At 43.9% G+C, this 25,981-nt stretch carries 24 protein-coding genes and 1 pseudogene; 12 read left to right on the top strand and 13 right to left on the bottom strand.

The genetic code is table 11. The annotated features are described in order from the left end of the window. Positions 1 to 7 precede the first annotated feature (7 nt). Positions 8 to 964 carry a chromosome partitioning protein ParA gene (locus tag OCV52_RS06930; RefSeq protein WP_137407729.1) on the top strand — a complete coding sequence of 319 codons (957 nt, stop codon included), beginning with the start codon at positions 8 to 10 and terminating at the stop codon, positions 962 to 964. Between the two features lie 52 nt (positions 965 to 1,016). On the opposite strand, the gene OCV52_RS06925 is transcribed toward OCV52_RS06930, so the two are convergent. Then, positions 1,017 to 2,051, bottom strand: coding sequence for an AraC family transcriptional regulator (locus OCV52_RS06925; protein WP_137407728.1), 1,035 nt, complete (start codon positions 2,049 to 2,051; stop codon positions 1,017 to 1,019). A 167-nt stretch (positions 2,052 to 2,218) separates the two neighbouring features. Here OCV52_RS06925 and OCV52_RS06920 point away from each other — a divergent pair, with 167 nt between their 5' ends. Beyond that, positions 2,219 to 3,232, top strand: coding sequence for a DUF2804 domain-containing protein (locus OCV52_RS06920; protein ID WP_137407727.1), 1,014 nt, complete (start codon positions 2,219 to 2,221; stop codon positions 3,230 to 3,232). A gap of 87 nt (positions 3,233 to 3,319) precedes the next feature. Next, complete coding sequence (locus tag OCV52_RS06915) at positions 3,320 to 4,168, top strand: sterol desaturase family protein (protein ID WP_137407726.1); 849 nt, start codon at positions 3,320 to 3,322, stop codon at positions 4,166 to 4,168. 55 nt (positions 4,169 to 4,223) lie between these two features. Here OCV52_RS06915 and OCV52_RS06910 read toward each other — a convergent pair whose 3' ends face one another. Further along, positions 4,224 to 6,053, bottom strand: coding sequence for a ricin-type beta-trefoil lectin domain protein (locus tag OCV52_RS06910; RefSeq protein ID WP_137407725.1), 1,830 nt, complete (start codon positions 6,051 to 6,053; stop codon positions 4,224 to 4,226). Between the two features lie 280 nt (positions 6,054 to 6,333). On the opposite strand from OCV52_RS06910, the pseudogene OCV52_RS06905 reads away from it, so the two are divergent. After that, positions 6,334 to 7,081: pseudogene (locus OCV52_RS06905) on the top strand (ADP-ribosyltransferase). A 76-nt stretch (positions 7,082 to 7,157) separates the two neighbouring features. Here OCV52_RS06905 and OCV52_RS06900 read toward each other — a convergent pair. From OCV52_RS06900 to OCV52_RS06885, 4 genes are read right to left on the bottom strand one after another with little or no spacing between them, the layout of a single operon-like run. After that, positions 7,158 to 9,608, bottom strand: coding sequence for a carboxypeptidase-like regulatory domain-containing protein (locus OCV52_RS06900; RefSeq protein ID WP_137407724.1), 2,451 nt, complete (start codon positions 9,606 to 9,608; stop codon positions 7,158 to 7,160). A 54-nt stretch (positions 9,609 to 9,662) separates the two neighbouring features. After that, positions 9,663 to 10,373, bottom strand: coding sequence for a fimbrial biogenesis chaperone (locus tag OCV52_RS06895; RefSeq protein WP_137407723.1), 711 nt, complete (start codon positions 10,371 to 10,373; stop codon positions 9,663 to 9,665). Beyond that, positions 10,370 to 10,819 (bottom strand): DUF4402 domain-containing protein, encoded by a 450-nt coding sequence (locus tag OCV52_RS06890; protein WP_240700679.1) that lies wholly within the window; start codon positions 10,817 to 10,819, stop codon positions 10,370 to 10,372. The genes OCV52_RS06895 and OCV52_RS06890 overlap by 4 nt, the downstream gene beginning before the upstream one ends. Before the next feature lie 52 nt (positions 10,820 to 10,871). Then, entirely contained in the window at positions 10,872 to 11,306 is a 435-nt protein-coding gene (locus OCV52_RS06885; RefSeq protein ID WP_008217484.1) for a DUF4402 domain-containing protein, read from the bottom strand. Positions 11,307 to 12,270: 964 nt separating this feature from the next. Here OCV52_RS06885 and sbcB point away from each other — a divergent pair. The 5 genes from sbcB (at position 12,271) to purT (ending at position 17,278) form a co-directional block, all read left to right on the top strand. Next, positions 12,271 to 13,695 carry an exodeoxyribonuclease I gene (gene sbcB / locus OCV52_RS06880; RefSeq protein ID WP_137407722.1) on the top strand — a complete coding sequence of 475 codons (1,425 nt, stop codon included), beginning with the start codon at positions 12,271 to 12,273 and terminating at the stop codon, positions 13,693 to 13,695. Between the two features lie 24 nt (positions 13,696 to 13,719). Continuing rightward, positions 13,720 to 14,091 (top strand): CidA/LrgA family protein, encoded by a 372-nt coding sequence (locus OCV52_RS06875; protein ID WP_137407721.1) that lies wholly within the window; start codon positions 13,720 to 13,722, stop codon positions 14,089 to 14,091. Positions 14,092 to 14,093: 2 nt separating this feature from the next. After that, entirely contained in the window at positions 14,094 to 14,771 is a 678-nt protein-coding gene (locus OCV52_RS06870; RefSeq protein WP_102426041.1) for an LrgB family protein, read from the top strand. A 276-nt stretch (positions 14,772 to 15,047) separates the two neighbouring features. After that, complete coding sequence (gene cdd / locus OCV52_RS06865; RefSeq protein WP_008217477.1) at positions 15,048 to 15,935, top strand: cytidine deaminase; 888 nt, start codon at positions 15,048 to 15,050, stop codon at positions 15,933 to 15,935. Positions 15,936 to 16,102: 167 nt separating this feature from the next. Further along, a complete protein-coding gene (gene purT / locus OCV52_RS06860; protein WP_137407720.1) occupies positions 16,103 to 17,278 on the top strand; it encodes a formate-dependent phosphoribosylglycinamide formyltransferase in 1,176 nt (391 codons plus the stop codon). Positions 17,279 to 17,370: 92 nt separating this feature from the next. On the opposite strand, the gene OCV52_RS06855 is transcribed toward purT, so the two are convergent. Beyond that, on the bottom strand, positions 17,371 to 18,024 hold the full coding sequence (locus tag OCV52_RS06855; RefSeq protein WP_137407719.1) for a thiopurine S-methyltransferase: 654 nt from the start codon (positions 18,022 to 18,024) through the stop codon (positions 17,371 to 17,373). Between the two features lie 323 nt (positions 18,025 to 18,347). Here OCV52_RS06855 and OCV52_RS06850 point away from each other — a divergent pair, with 323 nt between their 5' ends. Then, entirely contained in the window at positions 18,348 to 19,127 is a 780-nt protein-coding gene (locus OCV52_RS06850) for a RelA/SpoT domain-containing protein (RefSeq protein ID WP_116870434.1), read from the top strand. Between the two features lie 99 nt (positions 19,128 to 19,226). On the opposite strand, the gene OCV52_RS06845 is transcribed toward OCV52_RS06850, so the two are convergent. The 6 genes from OCV52_RS06845 to ihfA form a co-directional block, all read right to left on the bottom strand. Further along, complete coding sequence (locus OCV52_RS06845) at positions 19,227 to 19,658, bottom strand: c-type cytochrome (RefSeq protein ID WP_137407718.1); 432 nt, start codon at positions 19,656 to 19,658, stop codon at positions 19,227 to 19,229. Further along, on the bottom strand, positions 19,658 to 20,089 hold the full coding sequence (locus tag OCV52_RS06840) for a cytochrome C (RefSeq protein WP_137407717.1): 432 nt from the start codon (positions 20,087 to 20,089) through the stop codon (positions 19,658 to 19,660). Before OCV52_RS06840 ends, OCV52_RS06845 begins: the two co-directional genes overlap by 1 nt. 8 nt (positions 20,090 to 20,097) lie before the next feature. Beyond that, entirely contained in the window at positions 20,098 to 21,324 is a 1,227-nt protein-coding gene (locus tag OCV52_RS06835) for a sulfite oxidase (protein WP_137407716.1), read from the bottom strand. Beyond that, positions 21,321 to 21,626, bottom strand: a complete 306-nt coding sequence (locus OCV52_RS06830) for a c-type cytochrome (RefSeq protein WP_105057835.1) — start codon at positions 21,624 to 21,626, stop codon at positions 21,321 to 21,323. The genes OCV52_RS06835 and OCV52_RS06830 overlap by 4 nt, the downstream gene beginning before the upstream one ends. 219 nt (positions 21,627 to 21,845) lie before the next feature. Continuing rightward, positions 21,846 to 23,017 (bottom strand): IS3 family transposase gene (locus tag OCV52_RS06825; RefSeq protein ID WP_137409204.1). Its coding sequence is split into 2 segments (ribosomal slippage): positions 21,846 to 22,735 and positions 22,735 to 23,017, totalling 1,173 coding nucleotides; the frame shifts between segments, so codons are not numbered across the junction. Between the two features lie 140 nt (positions 23,018 to 23,157). Then, positions 23,158 to 23,454 carry an integration host factor subunit alpha gene (gene ihfA / locus OCV52_RS06820; protein ID WP_004734853.1) on the bottom strand — a complete coding sequence of 99 codons (297 nt, stop codon included), beginning with the start codon at positions 23,452 to 23,454 and terminating at the stop codon, positions 23,158 to 23,160. Between the two features lie 583 nt (positions 23,455 to 24,037). Here ihfA and OCV52_RS06815 point away from each other — a divergent pair. Together OCV52_RS06815 and OCV52_RS06810 are read left to right on the top strand one after the other, a co-directional pair. Further along, entirely contained in the window at positions 24,038 to 24,511 is a 474-nt protein-coding gene (locus OCV52_RS06815; protein ID WP_137409065.1) for a Fur family transcriptional regulator, read from the top strand. A 68-nt stretch (positions 24,512 to 24,579) separates the two neighbouring features. After that, positions 24,580 to 25,962, top strand: coding sequence for a dihydroorotase (locus tag OCV52_RS06810; protein ID WP_137409066.1), 1,383 nt, complete (start codon positions 24,580 to 24,582; stop codon positions 25,960 to 25,962). Positions 25,963 to 25,981: the final 19 nt, after the last annotated feature.

The raw sequence follows: 25,981 nt of genomic DNA, 5'->3' as shown, positions 1-25,981 counted from the left end.
ATAAGAAATGCAGCGCGTTATATTAATCATCATGCTCACCGCATTGGTGGGCATGATTAGTTATTCATGGTCATCGAAAACACCAGAAACACCCACGGCTTTGGTTGAACAGGAAGCAGTTGCGCAACCAAGCGATGATTACCCTCTCATTGAGAATCATGGAACCGAAAGACAGCAAGACACTTTGCGCCAACCCAATCAGCCTGTAACGATTGATGGCAAAGCGTATGCAGAGCAGCTGGTTAGCCTTGAAGGTAAAAGCTTGTTCAGTGAGTTTGACCAATTTTGGGCACAATGCGAACAGGCCAACAACTGTACGGTACAACTATCGCAACTAGAATCTGAGTTACCAAAAGAATGGTTTGAATTACTGAGCAACTATCCTGCTCTCTATTCAGAGTGGAAAACTATGGAAAGTACCATCCCTCTCGACTCTGTAGATGACTTAGAGGCGCGCGTTGCCTTGTTTAAGCAATCCGCGCAACAGATATGGGGTGAGTTAGCCCACCAGCTGTTTTCCGATCAATTTGCGCATTTAGACTTTACGCTTAGTGCAAAGGCAGTTAATTCGATAGAAGCGAACGAGTTTACTTTGCACTATCAAAAATTACTGTCGCAGTGGCAAAGTAAAGCCGAAGCATTAAACGTAGAAACTAAAGCACAACAATACGAGCTCGCTATGTCATTACTTCCGAGTAGCTTTAGCCCTACCGAGCTAGCCTCCATTAAGGCAGAACTGCAAGAGATATATTTGGATGAATCACAAGCAAGCAACATTGTGGCTCGTGAACAACAAGTAGCGAAGCAACAGCAAACGGTGGCAACTTATCATGAACAATTCGCTCAACTAAAGTCGTCCTTAGATATACTGCGGTCTACCAGCCATAGGGACTGGAGCACCCAAGAGTGGGATACATACTATCAACAACAGGTGTCTGGCTTTCGGGAGACCTTCTTTAAATAACCTCTTTGGACAATCTAGCTTCAAATCACCAGCCAACTACCGTGGTATCGGATCAGCTGAGGTCATTGCGAAACTGTGCTGGTGTTTTATGAAGCCAGCCTTTAAATGCCCTTCTGAAGTTTGCAGGATCACTGTAGCCAAGCCTTTCACCGATATCCTCAATGCTCATGGTTGTCGCAAGTAAAAGCTCTTTGGCTAACTCAATGCGAACTTCCGATAATAATGTCTGATAACTGGAATCATGAGCGTTCAGCTCGCGCCTGAGTGTACGAGAGCTGCAACCAAACTGCTCTGCGAGTCGCTCAATACCGGGAAAGTGACCTACCGTTTGGTAGAAGATCGTTTTTATCTGGTTGGTTAATAGATGCTCTGAATCCAAGGTATCAACAATCGATTGGCAAGAAGTGAGGTAACGTTTCAGAGTTGCGGCGTCATGAGTTGGTAGGGTTTGGGACAACACCGATCCATCAAATCGCATCTCACAACTGGCCTGATCAAAGGCGACATCACACGCAAACCGTTCATTATACAATGCGGCGTAATTGGGGCGCGGATAAGGCAACAACAGCGTTTCAATCGATAATACAGAGCCAGTCAGTTCCTGAAACAAAGAAAGGATCGAGCTAAGAAAGTACTCGCTGCAGAAAGGAAGCAGGTCCCCAACCTCTAATGTGTTGTCGATCAGTATCGCAGCTTTCTCACCATCTCGAATCAACTTTACCGAGAAGATCGGCCCGTTCAAGCGTAGGTATTTAAAACCTGCCTTGATCGCCTCTTCTACGTTTTGACTGGTCGATAACACATACCCCAACACACCAAAGTGGCTCAAGCTAGCGTTTTCCCCAAGCCATAAACCCAAACCATCATGTGGAAAGCTTTGGTTCACAGCACTGAAAATAGACAGTTTATCCGCGTAAGTCAGTTTCGTATTGGGATCTCGCCAATCGGCACTTTCAAGTCCTAAACCAAAGAGTAGTTCTTCAGTATTCACGCCTCTTTGTTCTATGGCATTGAGCAATAATCCCACATCTAAAGCGCCCAGGTGACGGCGGTGTTCGGTTGGCATGTACTCTGCGATAATGTTCAATCGAATCTCCCTAAATCAGATCCCCTCCGTCAACGTAACCGCTCACTATCGCCCCTAAATAGGTAAGATCGTGATTAGAAACCCGCTCCTGTCCGAATATGACCTCCAAATTCTACTAAACTCACCGCACAATGGGGTTAATTGTTAAATTAATGTGAACCATCGCAATGATAAACACACTTCCAGCTCCAGACTGCGTGATTAACTCTAATGGTCAGCCAATCATTGGGCATTTCGATGGTGTCCCAAAACATCTCAACATCGATAAGTTTGACTATCGAAACGCCATGGACGCAAAAACAAGCGCTTGGAGTAAGCACTTCCATTACAAGCAATTTCAGTTTGCGAGCCTAGTTACACAGACTCACATCATTGGCGTTGCTATTGCTGACATTCGTTACTTGAGTTCGGCGTTTTGTTACGTATACGACATAGAGAGTAATCACCTAGAAGAGTCCAATTGGCTGCGACCTTTAGGAGTTGATAAGCAAGTTACTCACTCCCCCTTTCAAGGCACAACAAAAATCGCAGGTCATAGTATTGTCTTTGATATTAAAGACGGACATTGGAGCATCTCACTTAACACCAAGCATGTGAAAGCACAACTTAACCTGCGACCAGAGCCCCAAAGCTTGCCTATGGCGATGTGCACACCAACCGGTTATTCAGGGTGGACCTACACCCAAAAGCACAATGCACTAACAGTAACTGGAACGCTTGAGATCAACCAACGAGCGGTCTCTCTCAACGACGCACGTGCTGGCTATGACTTTTCTGCTGGATACATGAGACGTGAAACCAGTTGGCGCTGGGCTAGCATCAATGCGCTAGTTGATAACACGAACATTGGGCTTAACCTCGCGGCTGGAGTTAATGAAACAGGTGGCTGTGAAAACGTACTGTGGATTAATGGGACCCGACACTTACTTAGTGATGCACAGTTTACATTTAGCCGCCAAGATACCCATTTGCCTTGGCAGATAACGTCTGCAGATGGACGCATCAACCTGACTTTTACTCCCTGCAACCACCGCAGCGAAAAGCTCAACCTATGGCTGTTAAAGAGTAACTTTCGCCAGTTCATCGGTCACTTTTCTGGCTCAATTAAAGACAACGAAGGGACAATCCACCAGCTCGATGAGGTGCTTGGTTTAACCGAAGATCACTTCGCTCGCTGGTAGAAAAACCTGCTACCTAGGCGAATTAATGAATAGCGATTAACTCAACATATCACCTCATCACTCAGAGTGGACCCACAAGGATAAAGGATGAATATCGACGCATTAATCAATCACCCAGAATGGCTACTATTGGTACTGGCGCCTTTGTTCATGATTTGCATGCTGGCGGAGTATTTTATTGGTCAGAAACAAGGACGATTACCAGATAACTCAAGCTATAAGCTATCTGAAGTGGTATGTAATTTCACACTGGCAGGTATGCATCAGCTCTCGGACTTATTGACCGGGCTGCTGATCGTTCAGCTTTACCTATGGTTATTTGGTTGGCGTTTAATGGACATAGAGATGGGCGTGTTGAGTTTCATTGTGCTCATGATTTTACAGGATTTTTTTTACTACTGGTTCCATCGAGCAAGTCATCGGGTTCGCTGGATGTGGGCCGCACATGTCGCGCATCACAGTTCAGAGCGCATGAACTTTAGTACCGCATTTCGTCAAAGCTTAATGTACCCAATCGCGGGGATGTGGCTATTCTGGGTGCCACTCGTCATCATAGGGTTCGACCCCAAGTGGGTGGTCTTCGTGGTGCTTTTAAACCTAGGTTTGCAGTTCTTTGTTCACACACAGTGGGTTCGAAGCTTAGGGCCTCTAGAGTACCTCTTTAACACGCCATCGCACCACCGAGTGCACCACGGCAGGAACCCGCAATACATCGATAAAAATTACGCTGGTGTGCTTATTATCTGGGATAAGTTCTTTGGTACTTTTGAACCGGAAGTGGAAATCGTGCGTTACGGCGTCACCAAACCAGTGGACAGTTTTAATCCCATCACGGTTACTTTCCAAGAATGGAGGCTAATATGGACAGACCTCAAGAATACGCAGCTATCTAGGATGCAGAAAATTAAGTTAATGCTCTCTCCGCCTTCTGATTAACACCCGCGAATTGATGGAAGAAAACGGCCCACATTAGGCGGGCCACCAATTCAGTTTATTTCCAACGCCACTGGCTACCGTTGATATCAGCCCCCACCCGCCAAGTGCGGTCATTCCATTTCAGTGAGTTTGCTAAGCCATTCTTCAACTGACCATTATCCCAACGCCATTGTTGAGTCTCATGATTACGGCACAACTCTAAGCTAATATCTATTCCATTCTGGTCAAGACACATAGTTGGTGCGGCTTTGTTGATCAACTTGCCATTCGCATTCATTTTCCACTTTTGATTATCACCATCGTGACAGCGCCAACCATAAATGACTAAACCTGATTTAGAGCCATCGACTTCAGCATCTAGACATTTCAATCCATCCTCTGACTCAGTAACAATACTTCGCCATTCACCAGCGGTCTGCGTACCACTCGATGCTTCGAACAGAGCCTGTACTACTGATGTCAGTGGTTGAGTGCTGCGTGATGCTCTACGAGCGTTATCTTGCCAAGATTGAGGAACAGGCTGTGTAATGTCCCACAGCCCTTGACCATCATAGTATGACTTAGCTACCGATTGAGGAGTCGGTGTCCATAAAAAGTCTGGATGTCGGTTCTGATACCATTCACCACCAATCGCATTACCATTTTGATCAAGCTCCAAGTCGTAGTAATAAGTAACGTTAGTAATACCATCGTAACGCGGTGAGTCACTGGTTCTATGGGTTGGGGACGTCTCAACGACATAACTGACCACCATCTGAACGCCAACCACACTTTGGGCATTTGAAGAACGGTAACTAGAAAATCTATCTTTACGGTAATCACTCAGGTCAATGGTTACCGCTGCTGGTTGAGAAGCGGTTTGGTTCGTTTGTGGATTAAAATAGGTCACCTTATAACCAACAACAGGTTGATTCCAAACTTGATAGTCATAGGTTGCATCCATGATTAAGCTACGCTTGGAAATGCCCAGTTGATTTAAGATCGATAAGTGCCAACTGGCTGGGTTGGTATCTACACAATTCGGGTCGACAACACGCCCATTTTCATCTCTCTCCGGGTCTTTTATGTTACAGCGCCCACCAATAAAGCGAGAACTAAACGGCGCTTCAGACCATAGTAATGTCCCGAGAGCTTTGATATCTGACGGGTAGAAAGTAAGCGGCTCTCCATTCGCGTCAGGTACAATCAGCGATTGCTTTGGTCGAGGAAGCATATAGGCAGCAGGTGCCCAGCCATGGCAAAGCCCCATCCAACGCTCGACGTGGCCACGAGACTCATAATATCCCTTCCCCGACTCCCATGAAAGTTGGGTCAGCGTGAAATTCTCATCTCCAACCAGAAGATCATATTTTTCTGCTGGCGACAGGTCATCACGGTCTTTGCCCTGATAATACTCTAGTGGTTTTTGCGAATGACTGAAGTTGAAATAGTCTTGCCAATTGTTCGCTCTCAGTTCCTTATCGGCATAACGCCAAGCAAGTGCACCAGAATAAAGAGGCCAATAGGTATCTGACCAAGGTTGAACATCAAGTCGTGTTTGATTAGGTACCACTTGAGCCAATTGGTTTAAGTTTCGAATCAGTCCGTTCCCTGCATCAACTAAACGAGCAGGATTATCGTTTTGTCGAATCGGTGATAATAAGAACTCTGATATTTCTGAGTTTGCCTCTCCCCTTCTCATGATGGTGCCTCTCATCAAGTCTCGATGACGACTCATATACTCGGAGTTCTTGGAAAAGATAACCTGACCAGTTTTTTCTGGAATAGCATCCATAACCGTCTGGGGAGATTCATGAAACGCCTCCATGAATTCAGTGACTTGTGAATCACTAGCGACTGCGGCATATGGGAGTATCGCTGACAATAAAGTTACGATCGTTTTCATTAAAATTTCTACTCTCTCAGTTACTATTGTTATTGATAATAATTACCATTAACAGGACAAAGTAAGCAGAGTGGTTCGCTTTATGGGATAAATCAATTTCACGATCGTGCCAATAAATCAAACTGTGATTCGCTTTCGAATAACACCTCCATTTATCTTCTGAACTAATTAGAACGCGAACTATCTATAAATAATCAGATAGATACGCAACAACCCATATTAAACAGAAGGCATAATATGTATAATAAAAAGCTATTAGAAATTGATTATTATTACCAAAATGAAAACATTACACATTCGCTATTTGCTTGCCCTTTGCCTCTCTGCACTACCATTTACTTCACTCGCCGCCCTCAAATATAACGCTCAGTATTACAGTGCTGATAACATTGAAGCCATTCTTGAGGATATGGTCTGACCCAGGATTCGAATCGAATTATGGAGACTTCGCTAAGATCCGGTCGCAGCTGTACCAACAAGCAGGAGCGCAAAACCAACACCTAAACCCTAGTGAGATTGATGCACTAGAAAGGTATCAAGATGATGCCTATCAGCCGATAAGAAGAGGGTTAGCGCAAGGGAGAATGGACTCGGAGACAGAATCATTAATCAATGAAATAGACTCAGCGTTCGAACATGGCATCAAATACAAAGGGACAGTGTTTCGTGGGGAGAGCTTACTCTCCGCTTACGGAGACACTGTAAAAGTTGGAGATATCGTCAGTCCCAATTCATACTTATCTACGTCTATCTCGAAAACATCTTCTTATACTTTTCATAATGGGCAACTTTCTCGATTTGAGCTTAACCTTGGTCAACATGGAATCGTGATACCCACGGTTCGCGATGATGAATTAGAGGTGCTGGTTAATCGAAACTCTCTGTTTGAGGTCACGGCGATCAATACCACGCCGGAGGGAAATCAAGTGATCTATCGCGAGGTATCAGCAGAACAGGTCGGCACGCGCCCTATAAAAGATCTCCATTCAGGGGAAAACCTCACCGTAGCAGAAGCCTGTATCTACTAGTGACTTTGCCGTTAGGTACGAAACATTAGGCATTATGATAAAAGCTGAGGACATCTTTCCTCAGCCTTAACGATCACTAATAGACCTTATGAAAGTCGATCAGCTGAAATGTTAAGTCGCTTACCCAAAAATCCCCATCCAACTCGGCACCTTGTACGAATCGTTTGTCTCCCATCTCTAAGATCACAATATATTTACCCGCGATAAGCCCTTCGACCATGTAAAAGCCATCACTCTCTATTTCACTGGAATATTCGGTGCCTTTCTGGATGTGTTTAAAATGCAGGTACGCATTGCTCTCTATATCCCCTTCCACAGTGCCATCCACACCAAATGACACCATCATCTCGATCGGTGCATGGGTTTGTCCCACCTGCTTAGTATTTACAAACACTGGATTCTGAATTGGTGTTAAGTTGAGGTCTAACGCTCCTTCATCGATATAAATTGGTAGCTTTTCTCTAGCAGGAACACTTGAAAACTCAAACCTTCCTTTTGAATTACTGACAGCACGTTGGTCTAAGACCTGTAAGCTGACTCCGGCTATAGGTTGCTTGTGATGGTCATACACGATGCCGGTCAGTTTAGAGTGGTTGTATCGATTCCATTCAACAAACTCGCCAATATCTTCGTCAAAATAGGTTTTCGCACCAAATTCCGTGGTCATCTCGACGCCATATCGGTCTTCTGTGCCTTCCAATTTAAAGAGCAGATATGGATTCACGCGTGCTTCCAAGGAGGCAGTAAATGAGACCTCTTGTTTCTGGTAACGTGCCGATACATTAGTGGTCAGCTCTTGAAATACCTTCAAAGGATCAAGCACACACTCTTTACAGGCATTTCTTAAAGAGAGCTCAGTGCGTTCATGATGTCCAGATCCATTCACTGTTCCAGATATATTCCACGATGTGTCAGAGAAGCCGCTTTTGGCGAGCTCGACGGTATGCAAGTAACTATCTTGGTGGGTATCTTTCGTGTATCGATAATCCCCTGCATAAGAAAGGAACAGCTTACTCGACACTTTGGCGTTCACTTTTGGCTCTACACTTAACTCGTCGTCATCGTTTCTTACCGTTAAAAAGGCAGTGAGGTTTGCAAGTGACAAGTTGTACTTGAAGACATCATACTCCATCGACTCCAAATCCAATTCATCGGTCTTATTAAGTTCAATCGATGCGGACTGATCGGCACCTAGCAAGATATCAAATTCCATGGGGAACCGATTAAAATCGGGCAACCAACCAATATGACCAGCAAACCAATGTGTCGGTAAATATCGCCCCTGAAAACCGACTAAGTCTTTACCATGCTGTCGTCTGAAAGCACTACCCACGGTAAAATAATCAGCGAGGCCATACTCTAACGAGACAGCGCCAGCTCGATCCGCGCCTTCATTACCTACCACCTCAACGCCCCATTCATTGTGTGGTAAAAAGGCATCTTCTAAACCAGCAACGGTGATCTCTTCTTCCTGCCACACCCCTTTAGATAAGTAGTAACGAAACTTTATGGTGTCACCAGGGGAAATGTTGTCTTCTTCAATGACAAAACGTCCAAACTCATCAGAACGATAAGTGGTTTGATAGATACCATTAACCAACACATCAATGCTGATATTGGGTTGGGTTGTACGTTCCAATTGTAAGTTGCCGAACTCTGGCTGACGGTTTCGATTGGTGTAGTAAAGCCCGTCTTCAAGAGTTTGGTTATTCGTAAAAACGCTGCCATCCAACAATACATGCCCTAACTCAAGCGAGCCCTCACCATCGTTTGTCTCAACCACGATGTTGTAATAAACGATGGGCTGATCTTCTCTCGAATCAATAGACAATCGAGATAAGGAATGTTCGGTGCTTAAAATGGTATCGGAAATAACGTAAACATCGCCGCCCTCTTCACTGTCGTGATATACAGACGTTGCTACTCGTGTCGCTAATCCCACCTCAGGAAGGGGATCGACCGCAGGCACGTTAGAGGCTCTTTTTAACTCCTCCGCTTTCTTACGAGACTCACTTTTGATCTTCGAGATCACCGCTTCCAACTCGGTCAAGGAGCTGAATTCCGGAGAAACGGTCAGCTGATAGTCATCAATGTCCCATCGGACTTTGGCAGGGATACACGCTTGTAGGCTGTACCAGTGGATATAGGTTTCAGACTCAATCACTTCAAACTTAATTGATTGGATATTATTGTCATCGCGATAACAAAGCGCTTGCTGGGTATCAACAATATAGGGGGGAGACTCTCTACCCAGATCTTGCGGCAAGTAGATTTCACAATAACCCACGTCATCGCACTGCCCGTTCATCTCTAACAGCGAAAAAGCCGCATTGGATATCGATATGAACGGCTCTTCGTAGTCATCCATCATCACACGGTAAAAGCTATCACCGACTTGTCCTACTCGCACCTCTATATGAGCAGGATAGAGTTCACTCGCCTCGCTTTCCTGTTCTGACTGCGAATAAGCGACAAATGGAAGCAAAGAGCAAAGCAAGACAAGTCGACATAACAGGTGCTGGAACATGAATCTTATCGTCACTCAATCGAGCGCGTAAGCACTGACAACATACAGCTCAAGTTATAGAACACATTCGTGCAAAGACTCGTCGTTTTGAACCAGTGAAATCTTTGAGCCTTTTGGAAGCGATTTGGTTAATTCAGCATTACGCAGCAACACCACCTTTTCGCTGTGTTCGTCGACATTCAGTTTGGCGCTGAACTGAAACTTACCATCATTGGTGATCTTGAGGTACTGTTCATCACACTCAAACTTAACATCTTGGACCTGTTCACCTTTTTGTACGTAAACCGGCACATAACTGTTGATGTGGAAGTTAAGCTGGAACGCTGAACCATTGTTAGATCGTACCTTTCTGGACAGGTCTGGCGGTGAGGCTTCGGGCGCTTTCGCTATCGGAGAGAACCATAGATAAGCACGGTATTCACCATCAGGCATGTCCGCAGGTAAGGCGTTCATACGCAGGCGAACGGTGCGCCTTTGGTTAGGCTTCAATTCACGAATAATCGGTGGTGACACTTTAATCCAATCAGCGATGTTTTCAGACTCAGCAATATTGGCATCAGTACGCACCAGCCCACTCGCCTTTACTGGTCGATAAATAGGTTTTATCTCTAATCGAATCGGTTCATCTGAATTGTTTTCTACCACGACTTTTTCTGTCACAGAGGTATCAGCATCTAAGACGAAACGTGTTGGTGCAATAAGGAGTTGAGCATAGGCTTGTGCAGTGAAAAGTAAGCCGACAATACATGAGATAAATAACTTCATTTATAATTAACCTCAAAAGGAATGGTACTGGTATAAACGCCAGCTGGGTGATTCGCGCCGATTTTTACTCTTGCGCCAATACACAGCAGTTTACTTCTGCCATTCCCTTTTATTTTCGCTCTGCCCCTTTTCGACAAGCCGCAGCCAAAATAGAATTTCCTGATTCGAAGACGTTTCGATTTTTGAGAATGGTTAAGATATTGATTAGAAGGAAGCGAAACCACGATCTTTTTTCCCGGATCGCCTTCAACATAAAAACGAACCACGTAAATCTGACCATTAGCCGGATTAGCATCGGCATTTTGTCCAGAACCAGAAACATACATGCCCGGAAATTTTACTTCCATATTCTCAGGAATTATTTCCAGAGCATAGAACGGGCTTGAATAAAAAATAAGACCAATATAAGCCGTGTACTTAACTACACATCTAAATAGAGACTTCATAGTAAAAGCGGCTGCAATATAACAGCCACAATATTAGACTAGTTTCATTTGATTACTGGTAAGTTACATCTACTGCAACGTTTGCAGTATAAGTACCAGCGACTAATGTTGCGCTCGAAGTACGTGCAGTGCCACCAATATTAAGATCCGCAGTACCCCCGGTAAGAGTTATCGCATTATTAAAGTCAAATTCTGCCGCGATTGTATTTACACCGTTAACCAAGTTGGTATCTGAAATACTGACTGTTACCGTATCACCAGATTCTCCAGAAAGCGTAAACGCCGCAGCCCCTGCATCACCTTGAGCGACAACAACATCAGTAGTGTTGTCTGAAGTGATGATACCGAAGTCTAAATCACTGGTTTTTGTCATTGTAATTGCTTGTTTTACTTCTAATGTTGCATCAAAAGTGTCACTCACAGCGAAAACGTTCGCTGAAGAGATAGAAAGTGCAGAGACAGCAACAACCTTAAAGACTTTGTTCATTTCTTTAATCCTTTATATAAATTCGACTTTATTATTAGGGTTACCTAACAGCCAACCATAGTTAACAATTAAGTAACAACAATCCTATTTAGAAAATATATATATTGACACTTATTTATAAAGAAATAGAGAGCAGTGAGAATAAGATCACGCAAATTGATATAAATAACACTAATAAAAATAATGTTATTAGAGCATTCCATCCAATGATATATAAAACTCGTTTTACATACTAATTAGTTAGTTAACCATTTATTTAATCAAGTAAAAACCTATTTATTGGAATATATCCAGAAATACCGACCAAGATAAACTGAAGTCACACCAAAAAAAGAAATATATAGATCATCATGTTGCAATAAATTCTCAAAATTGAAACAAGTTAGATTAATATTCTCATTGTAATAAAATTGAAATATTAAGAAATCAAAGGTGACTTATTTACCCTCAAAATTTATAATGTATTAAAATTAAGACATGTCAAATTATCTAACATGATTATTTATTGTGGTCATTAAAACTATAAAATAACATCATTTAGGGTAATAATTTTATATCTATGATTGGTTCTACGATTTACTCTAATGACCTATTCAGTTTCATCTCTCAGGAGCGTTTAGTGCAACAAAGCGCGTAACGTTAAAAGCGTGATGTAAGGCAGATACAAGCAGTAACACACTCTTCATAGACTCAAAATGTTTTGGCTATCCAGAGCTGATTTTAACCCCCCAAATGGTGTCCCCTTCGAGCGCTTTGTCACAGCACTTTGTTGGTTGATCTTGCCAATAAATAAGCAATCTAAGATACCAAGTCCTCGATCGCAGTCTGATTGAATAGGAATGCAGCACTTTCCTGCAATTTATTTGTGATCTGGGTTGCACGCGTACCGCATACTATCAGATACTGAACAAAACTAACCTTCAGCCACAGTACACGATTGCCCGTAGACTGTTCAGGAAATTCAATGAGTTCAGATAATCAGCCAACCTACTTCTTTTTCGATTACGAAACATGGGGCGTGAGCCCAGCAAAAGATCGTCCAAGTCAGTTTGCCGGCGTTCGTACCGACCAAGATTTCAATATTATTGGTGAGCCATTGGTCATCTACTGCCAACCTCCTGCTGATTATCTACCTGCACCTGAAGCCGCACTGATCACTCGCATCACTCCACAAAAAGCCATGTCTCAAGGCCTACCGGAACCTGAGTTCATCGCCAAGATACATGCTGAGCTTGCAAAACCGAACACCACAAGCCTTGGCTACAACAGTATTCGATTCGATGACGAAGTAACGCGATACACCTGTTACCGTAACTTCATTGACCCATATGCATGGAGCTGGCAAAACGGTAACTCTCGTTGGGATCTATTAGACGTGATGCGTGCCGTACACGCTCTGCGCCCTGACGGTATTGTGTGGCCAGAAAACGAAGAAGGTTTCCCAAGCTTCAAACTGGAACATCTATCTGTGGCAAACGGCATAGAACATGAAAACGCGCACGATGCGATGGCGGATGTTATCGCGACAATTGAACTCGCGAAAAAGCTGAAAACCGCACAACCTAAGATGTTTGATTATCTCTACAACATGCGTCACAAGCGCAAGTTGAACGAATTAGTCGACATCGTAAACATGACACCTTTGATGCATGTGTCAGGCATGTTTGGTCGTGACTGCAATTACACAAGCTGGATTGTTCCTATGGCGTGGCATCCTACCAATCAAAATGCGGTGATTGTTGTCGACCTAGCAAAAGACCCAAGCCCGCTATTGGAACTTGATACTGATGAACTCAGAGAAAGACTTTACACCAAGCGCAGCGACCTAAATGAAGACGAACTACCAGTGCCAATTAAGCTGGTTCAACTCAACAAGTGCCCTATTCTAGCGCCAGCAAAAACGTTAACCGCTGAAAATGCAGAAACCATTGGTATTGATCGTCAGCAGTGTTTGAAGAACCTCGCGATCCTGCGCGAGCACCCAGAAATTCGTGAAAAATTGATTGGCTTATATTCACAGGAACGTGAGTACGAAAAGAGCGACGATGTAGATACACAGATTTACGATGGCTTCTTCTCACCGGCAGATAAAACCGCGATGAACATCATTCGTGAGACTGACCCAAATAACTTAGCAGCATTAGACATCACCTTCAGTGACGAACGTATTAAGCCTTTGTTGTTCCGTTACCGCGCACGTAACTTCCCATGGACGCTAGATGAATCCGAGCAACTTAAGTGGGCAAACCATTGTCGTGAGTTTTACGAAAGCCGCTTAGAAGAGTACATGCTCAACCTAGAGAACCTCGCACACGAACATGAAAGTGACGAGAAGAAAATGGCTATCTTGAAAGCGGTGTATCAATACGTAGAAAAGCTAGCTAGTTAACCCATTATCGAGAGATGTAAAACCTTGAAAGAAAGATTGATCAAACTCGTTTACTGCTTAATCTCCTTCACCTTAATCATAGGTGCTCTCACTGCAGGCAACGCGTTACAACAATACTTAGACAACTCAATCCCTGGCAGTATTTTTGGTATGTTGATTTTGTTTACTGCCATGGTGATAGGTATTGTGCCTGCGCACTGGGTACAACCTGGTGCCAGCCTAATTATTCGTTTGATGATTTTGCTGTTTGTCCCGATCAGTGTCGGGCTTATGGAACATTTTGACATGCTTATCGCTAACGCACTGCCGATTATGGCGAGCGCGGTGGGCGGCACACTCATCGTATTGGTATCTTTGTCATGGTTCTTAGACCGCTTGCTGGCGAGAGGTAAATAACCATGTGGATTCTATTAACTATGGTGGTGTTTCTGTTTGCCCGTTGGGTAAGTCAGAAAGTGAACTCCCCGCTATGTAACCCGCTTCTAATAAGCATTGGCATCATCATTCCAATTCTGACGTTCTTTAAAGTCCCGTTCGAGACCTACTACGCAGACAATACTTGGATTACGTACATGCTTCAGCCAGCGGTTGTCGCCCTAGCTTATCCTTTATATGAGCAGCTACCTCAAATTCGAGCTAACTGGCGAATCATAACCTTTGCATGCACACTGGGTAGTGTGATGTCGATGACCACAGCGGCAATGATTGCCGTCGCTTTCAAAGCTGACCTAAGTTTGATTGCGAGTCTATTGGGCAAATCAGTCACCACACCCATTGCAATGGAAGTATCAAGCCATCTTGGTGGTGAAGCGGCTATTGCTGCAATACTAGTTCTTATCGTTGGTTTATTCGGGGCAATTTTTGCTTACCCTATCTACAATCTGATTGGTATTAAGAGCCCTATTGCTAGGGGTTTAACCATGGGCACGGTTTCTCACGCGTTAGGTACGGCGACTTGTGCCGAAAAGAACCAAGAAGATGCGGCTTTCAGTTCACTGGCGCTAGTGCTTTGTGGCGTTATCACCTCAATCATCGCACCTAGCGTGTTTGGCATGGTCGTCTGGTTTTATTCATAGCGGAAGTGCTCACAAAACGTATCAGCCCAAGCGCAGCCCTGTTGATTTCAGTGTTTGCTTGGGCTTTTTATTGCCATTTATTCAGCTAATCACCGGTGATTTTGAACAATAAGTGCGATATCAGCTGTAAAAATGGTCCTTGCAATCGATTTCAAGTGTGACCTCACTCTAATTATGCAATCCAATGTAACAACAACAATACAATAGTGATCTTTATCACAGAAAATTCCTGAGCATTGCATAAACTTAAAGCCTAAGGTCAATTAAGGATTCAACATGAACAGTCGTATTACCCTGGCGCTGGAAAGTGCTCCATCATCAATGAAAGCGCTTTTAAGTGACATCGTATTAGCAGACAACTTTGACGCGACATTGTCTCCAGAACAGTTCTCTAGCCTGCTTCAAGCAAGCGGCTTAGCGGATGACGAACTACGCATCGCACTACTTCCTTTTGCTGCAGCGTATTCATACGCTCCGCTATCTGACTTTTACGTTGGCGCGATCGTGCGTGGTTTGTCTGGTACTTTGTACTTTGGTGCAAACCTTGAAATCGCGGGTGCGCAACTTGGCCAAACCGTACACGCAGAGCAATCTGCAATCAGCCACGCTTGGATGAAAGGCGAGCGAGGCATCTCGGACATCACAATTAACTTCAGCCCTTGTGGTCACTGTCGTCAATTTATGAATGAGTTGACTACAGCGAAAGAGCTTAAAGTTCAGCTGCCACAGCGTGATGAAATGTCACTACAAGAGTACCTACCTGATTCATTTGGACCTTCTGATCTTGGTGTAACAACAGGCTTGATGTCTGAACTTGATCATAAGTACACGACGGAAGAGACCACTCCTATCGTAGTTGAAGCATTAGCAGCCCTTAACCGCAGCCATGCGCCATACACCAAAAATTTAAGTGGTGTATCACTACAGCTAACAACTGGTGAGATCTTCACTGGTGCTTACGCTGAAAACGCAGCATTCAACCCTAGCCTTCCACCGCTACAAGTTGCGCTGATTCAACTAAAACTTGCGGGCTTCGATTTTGAACAAATTGAAAGTGCAGCATTGGTTGAAATCGCCGAGGGTAGTATCAGTCACCTAGCGGATACGCAATCTACATTAGAAGCGATTAATCCTGACATTCCAGTGACTTACTTAGCAATCTAAGTACATCTAATTAACAACCTTTTAAATAAGCAGCCCATTTTTATAGGGCTGCTTTTTTTATGCTTGTAATTAACACCACAACTTACGCAAACGTTTGCTTTTGTCGTTTAAATAAGTATGATCACCCCGTTTTCAATCAATCGTTCAAAAGATCGGAAGGAATTTCTATGTTTGGTACTGCTACTCGTGAAAATGCTACTCGTGTACTTCTATTAGGTTCAGGTGAACTTGGCAAAGAAGTGGCTATCGAGTGCCAACGTTTAGGTTTAGAAGTTATTGCTTGTGACCGTTATGCAGATGCGCCAGCTATGCAAGTTGCGCATCGCAGCCATGTATTAGACATGTTAGATGGCGATGCACTTCAAGCCATCATTGAACTAGAAAAACCAGATTACGTGGTGCCTGAAATTGAGGCTATCGCCACCAGCAAGTTGGTAGAGCTTGAAGCTCAAGGCTTGAATGTCGTTCCAACAGCTAACGCCACTAAGCTAACGATGAACCGTGAAGGTATTCGTCGCCTGGCAGCAGAAGAACTCAAGCTAAGCACATCCCCTTACCGCTTTGCAGACACCTTTGAAGATTTCGCTGCAGCGGTTGAATTTGTCGGTATGCCTTGCGTTGTGAAACCAGTAATGAGTTCTTCAGGCAAAGGCCAAAGCGTTATCAAAACCGAAGAAGATATCCAGAAGTCTTGGGACTACGCACAAGAAGGCGGTCGTACTGGTGCGGGTCGTGTGATCGTTGAAGGTTTCATCGACTTTGATTATGAGATTACTCTTCTAACCGTTCGCGCCGTCGACGGTGTCCATTTCTGTGCACCTATCGGCCACCGCCAAGAAGATGGTGATTACCGCGAATCATGGCAGCCACAAATCATGTCAGACAACGCTCTAAAAGCGGCACAGTACACAGCAGAGCAAGTGGTTAATGCTTTAGGCGGTCATGGTATCTTTGGCGTAGAGTTGTTCGTTAAAGGTGACCATGTGATCTTCAACGAAGTATCCCCTCGCCCACACGATACTGGCTTAGTGACTTTGATGTCTCAAGACTCATCAGAATTCGCGCTGCACGTACGTGCATTTACAGGTATGCCAATTAAATCAATTACTCAGTATGGCCCATGTGCGTCTGCAGTAATCCTTGGACAAGGCACATCAACGAACATCCGTTTTGAAAGCCTTGCGGAAGCGCTAGATGCACCACAAACACAAGTTCGCCTGTTTGGTAAGCCAGACATCGATGGTCGTCGTCGCCTTGGTGTTGCACTAACACGCCGTAAGAGCACAGAAACCGCGATTGAAGATGCAATCACCAGCGCATCTAAAGTTAAAGTGATTTACTAATTAGGCTTTCACACATGAAGTCTTAACGATCAAAAAGACGGGCCATGCGCCCGTCTTTTCATTGGTGTTATCTTTTCGAAAGCAAACTGAGCTTAGACTTCCGACTCAATCAAGTACACTTCCTCACTGAATCGAGACAAACCTTTCTTAGCAATCTTAGGGTGCTCTTGGTCTGCAATGTCTTGATTCAATAACGTAATCTTGTAACCCGCAAACAACTGATCGATTTCTAGTTTAGGTACGCTAAACGGAGGACCTGCCATTTCGTCTTGGTCGTAGTCTAGCGTTACAAGCAGGATCTTGCCGCCAGGCTTCAATAACTGCTTCAAGCGTTCTACATATTGCACTCTCATCTCAGCAGGCAAAGCAACTAAAGAAGCACGATCATAAATAATATCGACCGGCTGAATTGGCGCAGTGAAGTAATCCCCAGTGTAAACACTCAACTCATCAAATTGATAAAGCTCATGCTGACCGTTTATTTGAGTTACGGTTGGCGTGTAAAAATGCTCAGAGAAAAAAGCTCTAACCGCAATCTGGCTCAATTCCACACCTTGAACATCTTCATGTTTAGACGCTAGCCAAATCAGATCTTCACTCTTGCCACATAGAGGAACAAAAACACTCTTCTCATAGCTAGGCTCAGTTGCTTTCCAAAACTCAACCAAAAGTGGGTTTACATCTTCAAGGTGGAAACCAATTTGGTTGGCTGCCCATTTATTGTGCCAAAATTCAGGATTATTCATCTTTCGTTCATGTTAAACAGTCATAATGCAAGGGTACAGTATAGAGAAGTAAGAGCAACCTTAGCTTGGCTTAAAGTGTCAAATTGGTTTCGAGTAACACCAGAAACTGGCTAGGTCCAAAGTTCTTAAAATTGCGGAACAAACGCTGGAATTATTTGTCTATATGTTCACATTTTAAAGCAATATTAAACGTTAGAGTTGGTTTCTGTCTTAATTAGCCCCATTTAATATGTAGTGAGTTTAGTTAAGCTTTTTTACTCTTATGCGTTACTGGTTACCCCTTTTAACTACCCGTTTTTGTAACCTTGTATTTTGGAGTTTGAATGAGTGTATTTCTCCGTACGACGGCCCTAATGCTTCTAGTATTGAGCCGAGCGCCTGCATTCGCAGCAGCACCTGTTTCAACGAGTTCAACTGATCAATCGCGCACAGCGTCTTCGCAAAACCAAGTTTCATCAAACGTATTCCGCCACAGCCTAAGCGGCCTATATGGCATCAAGGCCTTCGACTCGCGTCCAACTCAGCCTTATACCGACTTCGACATCCTTTACAGCAAAGCTCACCAAGCGCAAGCAGAGCTAGAGACAATCTGTAAAAGTACTGCTCTTCTCACTAATTCAGATGCCCTATTCGCTGGTGTTAAATCTCAAGCTCGCGCTCAAGAGAAAATTGAATTAGAACTGGATGGTGACAACACAAGAATTACCGACCTAGCTCGCGCAACAATCATCGCTAATGATGTAGAAAGCTTAGTTGAAGTGTACGAAGCACTGAGCCGTGAAGCGGACGTGGTAAAAGTGAAAAACAAGTTTAAGTCACCAGCTGACTCTGGCTACCGTGACCTTAACTTACTGGTTCGCTTACCAAAAACTAACATGATCGCCGAGGTTCAACTTCACTTAAAAGCGATAGCGGATGTGAAAAGTGGTCCTGAACATGAGCTATACGAGATCATCCAAGGTATTGAGCGCCATGCCATTGCCGAAAAGCGCCCAATCAACGACATTGAAGCTGCGCAAATCAATAGCCTAAGACGCCAATCTTTAGAGCTATACCAACAAGCATGGCAACCATACATTACGACTCATATTAAAGCGGCATAACACCAACCTTACCGCTACTACAAAGCCAAAAACGAACAAGGGCTGCACTCGCAGCCCTTTTTTAATTTCAGTGTTTCTCTTGTGAATCACAAGCGAACGCTATTGGTGGTAATACTCCTGGGAGCGTTCATACAAGTCCAATGGCTTTAAGGTGCTATAAAAAGCAGCGACATCCTGTAAATCCTTATCAGATAGAGACTTCAAGACTGACTGCATGTATAAGTCCTGACGTGAATCACTTTTAAAGTCACGCAATTGTTTAAGGATGTAGCTGGATTTCTGCCCCTTAATATTCGGATAAGACTGTACGAAAGGGATGATTTTATCGCCGTGGCACTGGCTACATAAGTTGTTAACGAGCTTTTCACCTACCATCAAGCTTGGTATGTATGGTTCTCTTTTGTCACTTTGTATTGTTAGTTTTGGCGAAACCTTTCCCACCGTTTCAGTGTTTTCGTCAGTGCATGCGGAGAGTGACATCATAGCAACAGTCGACGTTACCAATAGCAGCGTGAACTTAGTTAGATTCATTATTGCTCTCCCGGCATAGGCGGCATCAGAGCGCTATCAATAGGTTTGCGTCGATACTTGTTCATGTCGATCCCTTTGTCTTGATAGTAGGTACTCAGATAGTCCAGTACTGGGTCCCATGTATCAGACAAGTCCCATAGTCCCTGAGTGTCTACCATCCATTCAATCGTTTCACGCCATTGCTCTCGAGTACCACTGTTCTGCGCCACAATAAGACTCGTGTGGCACGCATTACATTGGCCTTTCACTAACTCCCATCCCGGAGCCATGATTAAACCTGAACTCTTATCTACCCCATAGAAAGCCTTCGGGTTATCCGGCACTTCATCGGCATGAACAAGCATTGAGGTTGACAAGCTACAGACCAGTGCCGCTCTCATAATTCCTTTACGATAAGAGCGCTTGTTGGGCTGAGTTGAATTATCACACATGGCTTTCCTCACGAAACTCTTACCGCGACTCTATGACAACCATTAAACAGATACCCTTTTGGATTCCATTGCGGTTGAACCACTGGCTGGCTATCGCCTTCGCTATCGGTCGCCTTCGCCCAGATCTCATAATAACCTGTCATAGGAAGTTCTAGATCGGCTTCCCATTGCTGCCACGCGCCCTTGTTTACCGGTTTATTCAGCTTGGCATCGTGCCAAGTGGTACCGTAATCGTAACTAACTTGGAGCTTCTCGACGGTTCTCAGCCCAGCCCACGCGTGCCCGCTCACTTTGACCTTTTTACCAAGCGCAAACTCAGTGCCACTCTTTGGCGAGGTAATTAGCGATTTCACAATCATCTCTTCAATGATTCTAAAATCCTTGTTTTCTACTTTTTCACCAGGCGCGATTGGGTGCTTAGGCACTTGATAGGCGGGTGCTGCCATTTTATGGCCATCATGAACTTTATTTCGGATACTAATGCCCGTAGTGCACTTTTGAGAGACAGAAGCTGGGCGACCTCCAAATACCGTTCTCAACGGAAAACCATGAAGATATGGAATAGGTTCGCCATTCATTTCCCATGCAATCAAGGCATTGTCAGTCATTGCGGCTTCAATCGGTACGCCGCGAGAGATCGCTTCACCTTTACCACTTAGGTGCTTATCAAAGCCATGGTTGCCCACATAAACCGCGTCATCTTTGATACCACAGTCTTTTAGCACATCACTGAGCAACACACCTGTCCACTGTGCGCAGTACACGCCTGCATTGTTCCACTGATTGCCTTTAGTGCTTGGGTAAAAGTTATTACGGCTGTTGCCACCACACTCCAATACTAGGCTTTGAGTATGGTGTTTAAACTTAGATTTGAGTTCCGCTATTGTGTAAGTTTTACTCTGTTTTACAGACTCCCCTTTCACTTCGAACGTCCAAGTATCCGGATCCATTTTATTGAAATCTGGCATTAAACCATTCCATCGAACAAATGGAACATCAGCGGGCGTAACAGCGGGGGCGAGCATACTTTCTGGCGGATAAGCATTCAAAGGGTTGGTATTTAAAATGGTATAGTAATCCGGCAAATCTTCTGCTTTTGCCCACGTTAACGCATTGATATCCAGGGCCTCTAAACCTTCCGGGCGATTAGCAGCAAACACCCAAGAGACCGGCAACGCTGACGCCGCGGTTGCAGTTAACGCAGCTTTCAGGAACTGTCTTCTATCTAAACTCATTGTTGCGATCCTTTGTGATTCAGTGTGTAAAAGTAAGTGGCAAGCTGCTCAATATCTTGCTCAGACAAAAGCTGGGCGACTTTAGACATGGTTTTATCGGAACGTTCTCCACTCTTAAAAGCCGTGAGCTGTTCAACCACGTAAGGCTTGTTCTGCCATTTCAGGTTCGGAATAGAAGGAAAAGAAGTGTCTTGAGTACTGCCATGGCAAGCGACGCACATATTGGCAATTTGTTGGTAATCGGCAGCTTGGCCTATCGCGGGAAATAAAAGCAATACCCAAGCTAAAGCGGCTTTTCGCACACATCCTCCTAAGATCTGGATCAAAAAATCAGTTTGATCGGTCATAAAGTGGACGCATTACAGCAAATAGAGCGGTGTATTTAAATTCAATTAGAATTAACTACCGTTAAGGAGAACTGAACGCTGATTAGAAATTGTACGAGATACGAGATACGAGATACGAGATACGAGATACGAGATACGAGAGTGATGTGGCCCCTAAAAAGTAGACACAGGGGTTTAGTTAATTAGCTCAAAATCCATAGGACTTAGTCCACCTAAAGTCCCATGCCTTCTTATTGGATTATAATAGGTATCAATGTAGATTCGACTCTGCATTGTCATTTCTTGTCGTGAGATCTCTCCTAAGTGGTTCATCCATTCTTTCTTGTATTGCGCGAAGAAGCTTTCAGAACAAGCATTATCCCAGCAGTTTCCTTTTCTCGACATACTAATTTTAATCTTGCGTTTACGATGCCAGCGGATCGTTTCCAACGCTCGATACTGAATGCCTTGATCGGAGTGAAACAAGAGTTCATGACCGAAGGGCTGCCTTTTTTCCCAAGCCTTATTCAGGCTTTTTAGTACTAAACTTGCGTTGTTAATTCGACTTGTCGACCAGCCAATCACTTTGCGTGAAAACAAATCTAAGACGACGCACAGATACTGCCAACCATCCGAACAGCGCACCTGAGTTATGTCTGATACCCAAACTCGATTTGGTTTATCTACCTTAAATTGACGGTCAAGGATGTTATAAGCAGGTATGAGTGTATTTTGTCTAAGCGTTCGTCCATATCGCTTCTTGCTAGCGCAAGAGCGATAGCCCATGTTTTGTAAAAGCCTCTGTACTCGCTTTTTATTACAAATAAAGCCATTAGCGACAGCTGCTTCCCAAAGTTTTCGGTAACCTGGAATACAGTGTTGAGCTTTGCTTTCTCTTTTCAGGTAGCTGCTTAAGCATTCATTTTCTGTCTCTCGTTTCGAGGGTTTCCTCGTAAGCCACTTGTAATAACCAGCAGTCGATACATCTAACCATCGGCATAAACGAATAACCGGGAGCTTCACACTAGCCTTCTTCAGGATGTACTCGAATCTTATTCTTTTTGGCTGTCGAAGAAAGCCTTCGCTTCCTTTAAGAAATCATTCTCCAGCTCCGCCATCTCAAGCTTCTTTTTCAACTGGCGGATCTCCTTCTCCAATTGTGCAACGGATTTCTCAGGGCCTTGGTTAGGTATTGGCAAAGGATTTGTCTTCTTGGACGTCATTTGGCATCTCCATTTAGAAAGTAGCACTGGTGATATCCCTAAGGATAGTGCTACTGACTTAACGGTGTCAGAAGAGTCAAGAGATTGCTGAACCGCTTCTCGTTTAAATTCGTCTGTATATTGTCTTTGTGATTTTACTTTCATAACACTTAATACTCTGTATTAAGTGTCTACTTTAATGGGGTCACATCAGATACGAGAAGATAAAAGAATGAAAACGGAAGGCAAGAATAAATATGGTGACAAAAACAAAAAGACCACGCTAGGCGTGGTCAATTGCTTGGCTACTTCTCGATTTTAATATTTTCGACACGGGCCTTTAGTTTTTGTCCCGGTCTAAAAGTAACAACACGTCGAGCAGAAATTGGAATGTCTTCACCAGTTTTCGGGTTACGACCAGGTCGCTCGTTTTTCTCGCGAAGATCAAAATTACCAAAACCAGACAGTTTTACCTGTTCGCCATTTTCAAGCGCTTTACGAACTTCTTCGAAAAACACTTCAACCGTTTCCTTGGCATCCCGCTTGCTGTATCCGAGTGTCTCAAACAGGTTCTCAGCCAAATCGGCCTTCGTGAGTGCCATAAAACTTTCCTCAAAGCTATGTTAATCATTGCTACTATCGCCAGTAGCGCCAAAGCATTTACCCTATTCAATCAATGAGATAAGGTCATTTACAAGGAAAGTGTATGCCAAGCTTCTGATTTTCGCCAACTTTTTTATTTGAACTGTAAGATTATTCTTTCAAATCAGAAACATAACACGCTCTTAATTTCATATATATGGCTAAAAACATCTGCTTAACAGTTCCCAAATAGAACTATATTCCAACAACTATTGATAAATTAGAATTTAAAACTTTAGTTATCTAAGTATTAATTTCTGAGACTTTTCTCCTATACCCAATAAAATCAGCCACTTGATTTGATATCAAGGTCAACAAAGATTACTTAATAAGCAGTATTAAATATGAGATTTGTATCATTTCAGCATTTAATTCGAGTTGGGCAATGTAATCTCTGATTGCGTGCTGACTCTTATTGCAATTCCCCCCTAGTCCGAGGGCGTTCAACCCTATAATTCAATGGTGCCACTTAACAAAGTACATTTCACAGCTCGCAATTGATATGTTATAACATATCAAACAGGGTAAATTTTAGTACTTAAAATGAAAGATATTGAAGCGATCATTAAGCACGTCAAGCAAGGATGTAGAGACAATGGAAAACAGTTTACCGCCAAAAGGCTGCTGATACTGCGCGCGTTAGCCCATGCCGATAAAGCGCTGTCTGCCTACGAGTTAGTTGACTATTGCAAAGAACATTTTGATCAACATGTTCAGGCGATGTCGGTCTACCGAGTCTTGGACTTTTTAGAACAACATCACCTAGCACACAAGATCAAGGTATCAAATAAATACATACTTTGTGATCACACCCTTTGCGAGCACGAACATGGCATCCCACAGTTTTTGATTTGTTCTAAGTGCGACAAGATAAGTGAACAAACCATCAACCCTTCTATTATTCGCGATCTTAAATCTCACGCGAAACAACAAGGATTCACCGTCACAAGCCCTCAGATAGAGATCAGCTGTGTTTGTGATGAGTGTGCTAAGCCCGAAGTAAATATGCCCTGCTAAGAATACCTACATCGAATAACTAGATTCCAACCGTATTAGCCTAATCAACAAGGAGAGATTGAAACGCTATGCCTGCAACGCTCATTAAGAATGCCTACGTGGTCAATGAAGGTACCATTACCGAGACAGATGTATTAATTGTCGACCAACGAATTGAAAAGGTTGCAAGCAATATACAGCCCAATTCAAATTGTGAAGTCATTGAAGCAAAAGGTTGCTACCTCATCCCGGGGATGATTGACGATCAAGTCCATTTTCGCGAGCCCGGGTTAACCCACAAAGGCTCAATCGCGACAGAATCACGTGCCGCTGTCGCCGGCGGTATTACTAGCTACATGGAAATGCCAAACGTCACCCCCGCGACAACAAATATTGAGGCCTTAGAGAAAAAGTTTGATATTGCAGCACAGAGCTCACTGGCTAACTACTCCTTTTACCTCGGTGCAACAGAGGACAATCTAGACCAAATTAAGAAACTCGACCCAACCAAACACTGTGGTGTAAAGGTATTTATGGGTGCTTCAACGGGTAACCTGTTGGTTGAAGATCCTCAAGCACTCGATGCCATATTCCGTGACTCTCCCGTCCTGATTGTCACCCACTGTGAAAGCGGGCCTGTGATCGCTAAAAACCAAGAGCAATTAAGAAAAGATAAAGCAGACTTAACGATTGAAGACCACCCTATCCTGGGAGATGACAAAGCCTGCTATGCCTCTTCTTGTTATGCCGTTGAGCTCGCTAAAAAGCACAATAGCCAGCTTCATGTATTGCATATCACTACAGAGAAAGAGTTAGCACTATTTGATAAAGGGCCAATCGAAGGTAAGCGGATAACCGCTGAAGCGTGTGTTCATCACCTTTGGTTCAGTAATGAAGATTACCCAAGATTAGGGAACCAAATCAAATGCAACCCTGCTATCAAATCCCCAGGTGATAGAGACGCTCTATTAGAAGCTTTGAACACGGGCGAAATCGACATCATCGCGACAGATCACGCGCCACACACATGGCAAGAAAAACAAGTTCCTTATGAGCAAGCGCCTGCCGGTTTGCCTCTAGTACAACACGCCCTCTTAACTCTGTTTGACCACGTACATGCCGGAACCATGACCATAGAGCAAGTCGTAGAGAAAACAGCACATAACCCATCCATTCGTTATGCGATACAGGAACGCGGCTATATCCGTGAGGGCTACTTCGCCGATTTAGTGTTAGTCGATCCACTAGCAACAACCTTAGTTAGTAATGAAAACAGCTTACATCAATGTGGATGGTCACCTTTCGCAGGGCACGAATTCTCTGCTCAGATCAAGCACACCTGGGTCAATGGTGCCAAGGTGTATAGCAATCCAGAATCCCCTGATAACCAAAATACGCCTACCGCTGACACATCAAAAGAAATACCGGGTGACATGGTCACTCCAGCAATGAGGCTGTCATTCGATCGCTAACTCAGCAGTTATTACCACC

It is taken from the genome of Vibrio chagasii (assembly GCF_024347355.1).
GTDB lineage: Bacteria > Pseudomonadota > Gammaproteobacteria > Enterobacterales > Vibrionaceae > Vibrio > Vibrio chagasii.
The sequence above is the reverse complement of the archived record's forward strand: the minus strand, read 5'-3'. Positions and strand labels throughout refer to the sequence as shown.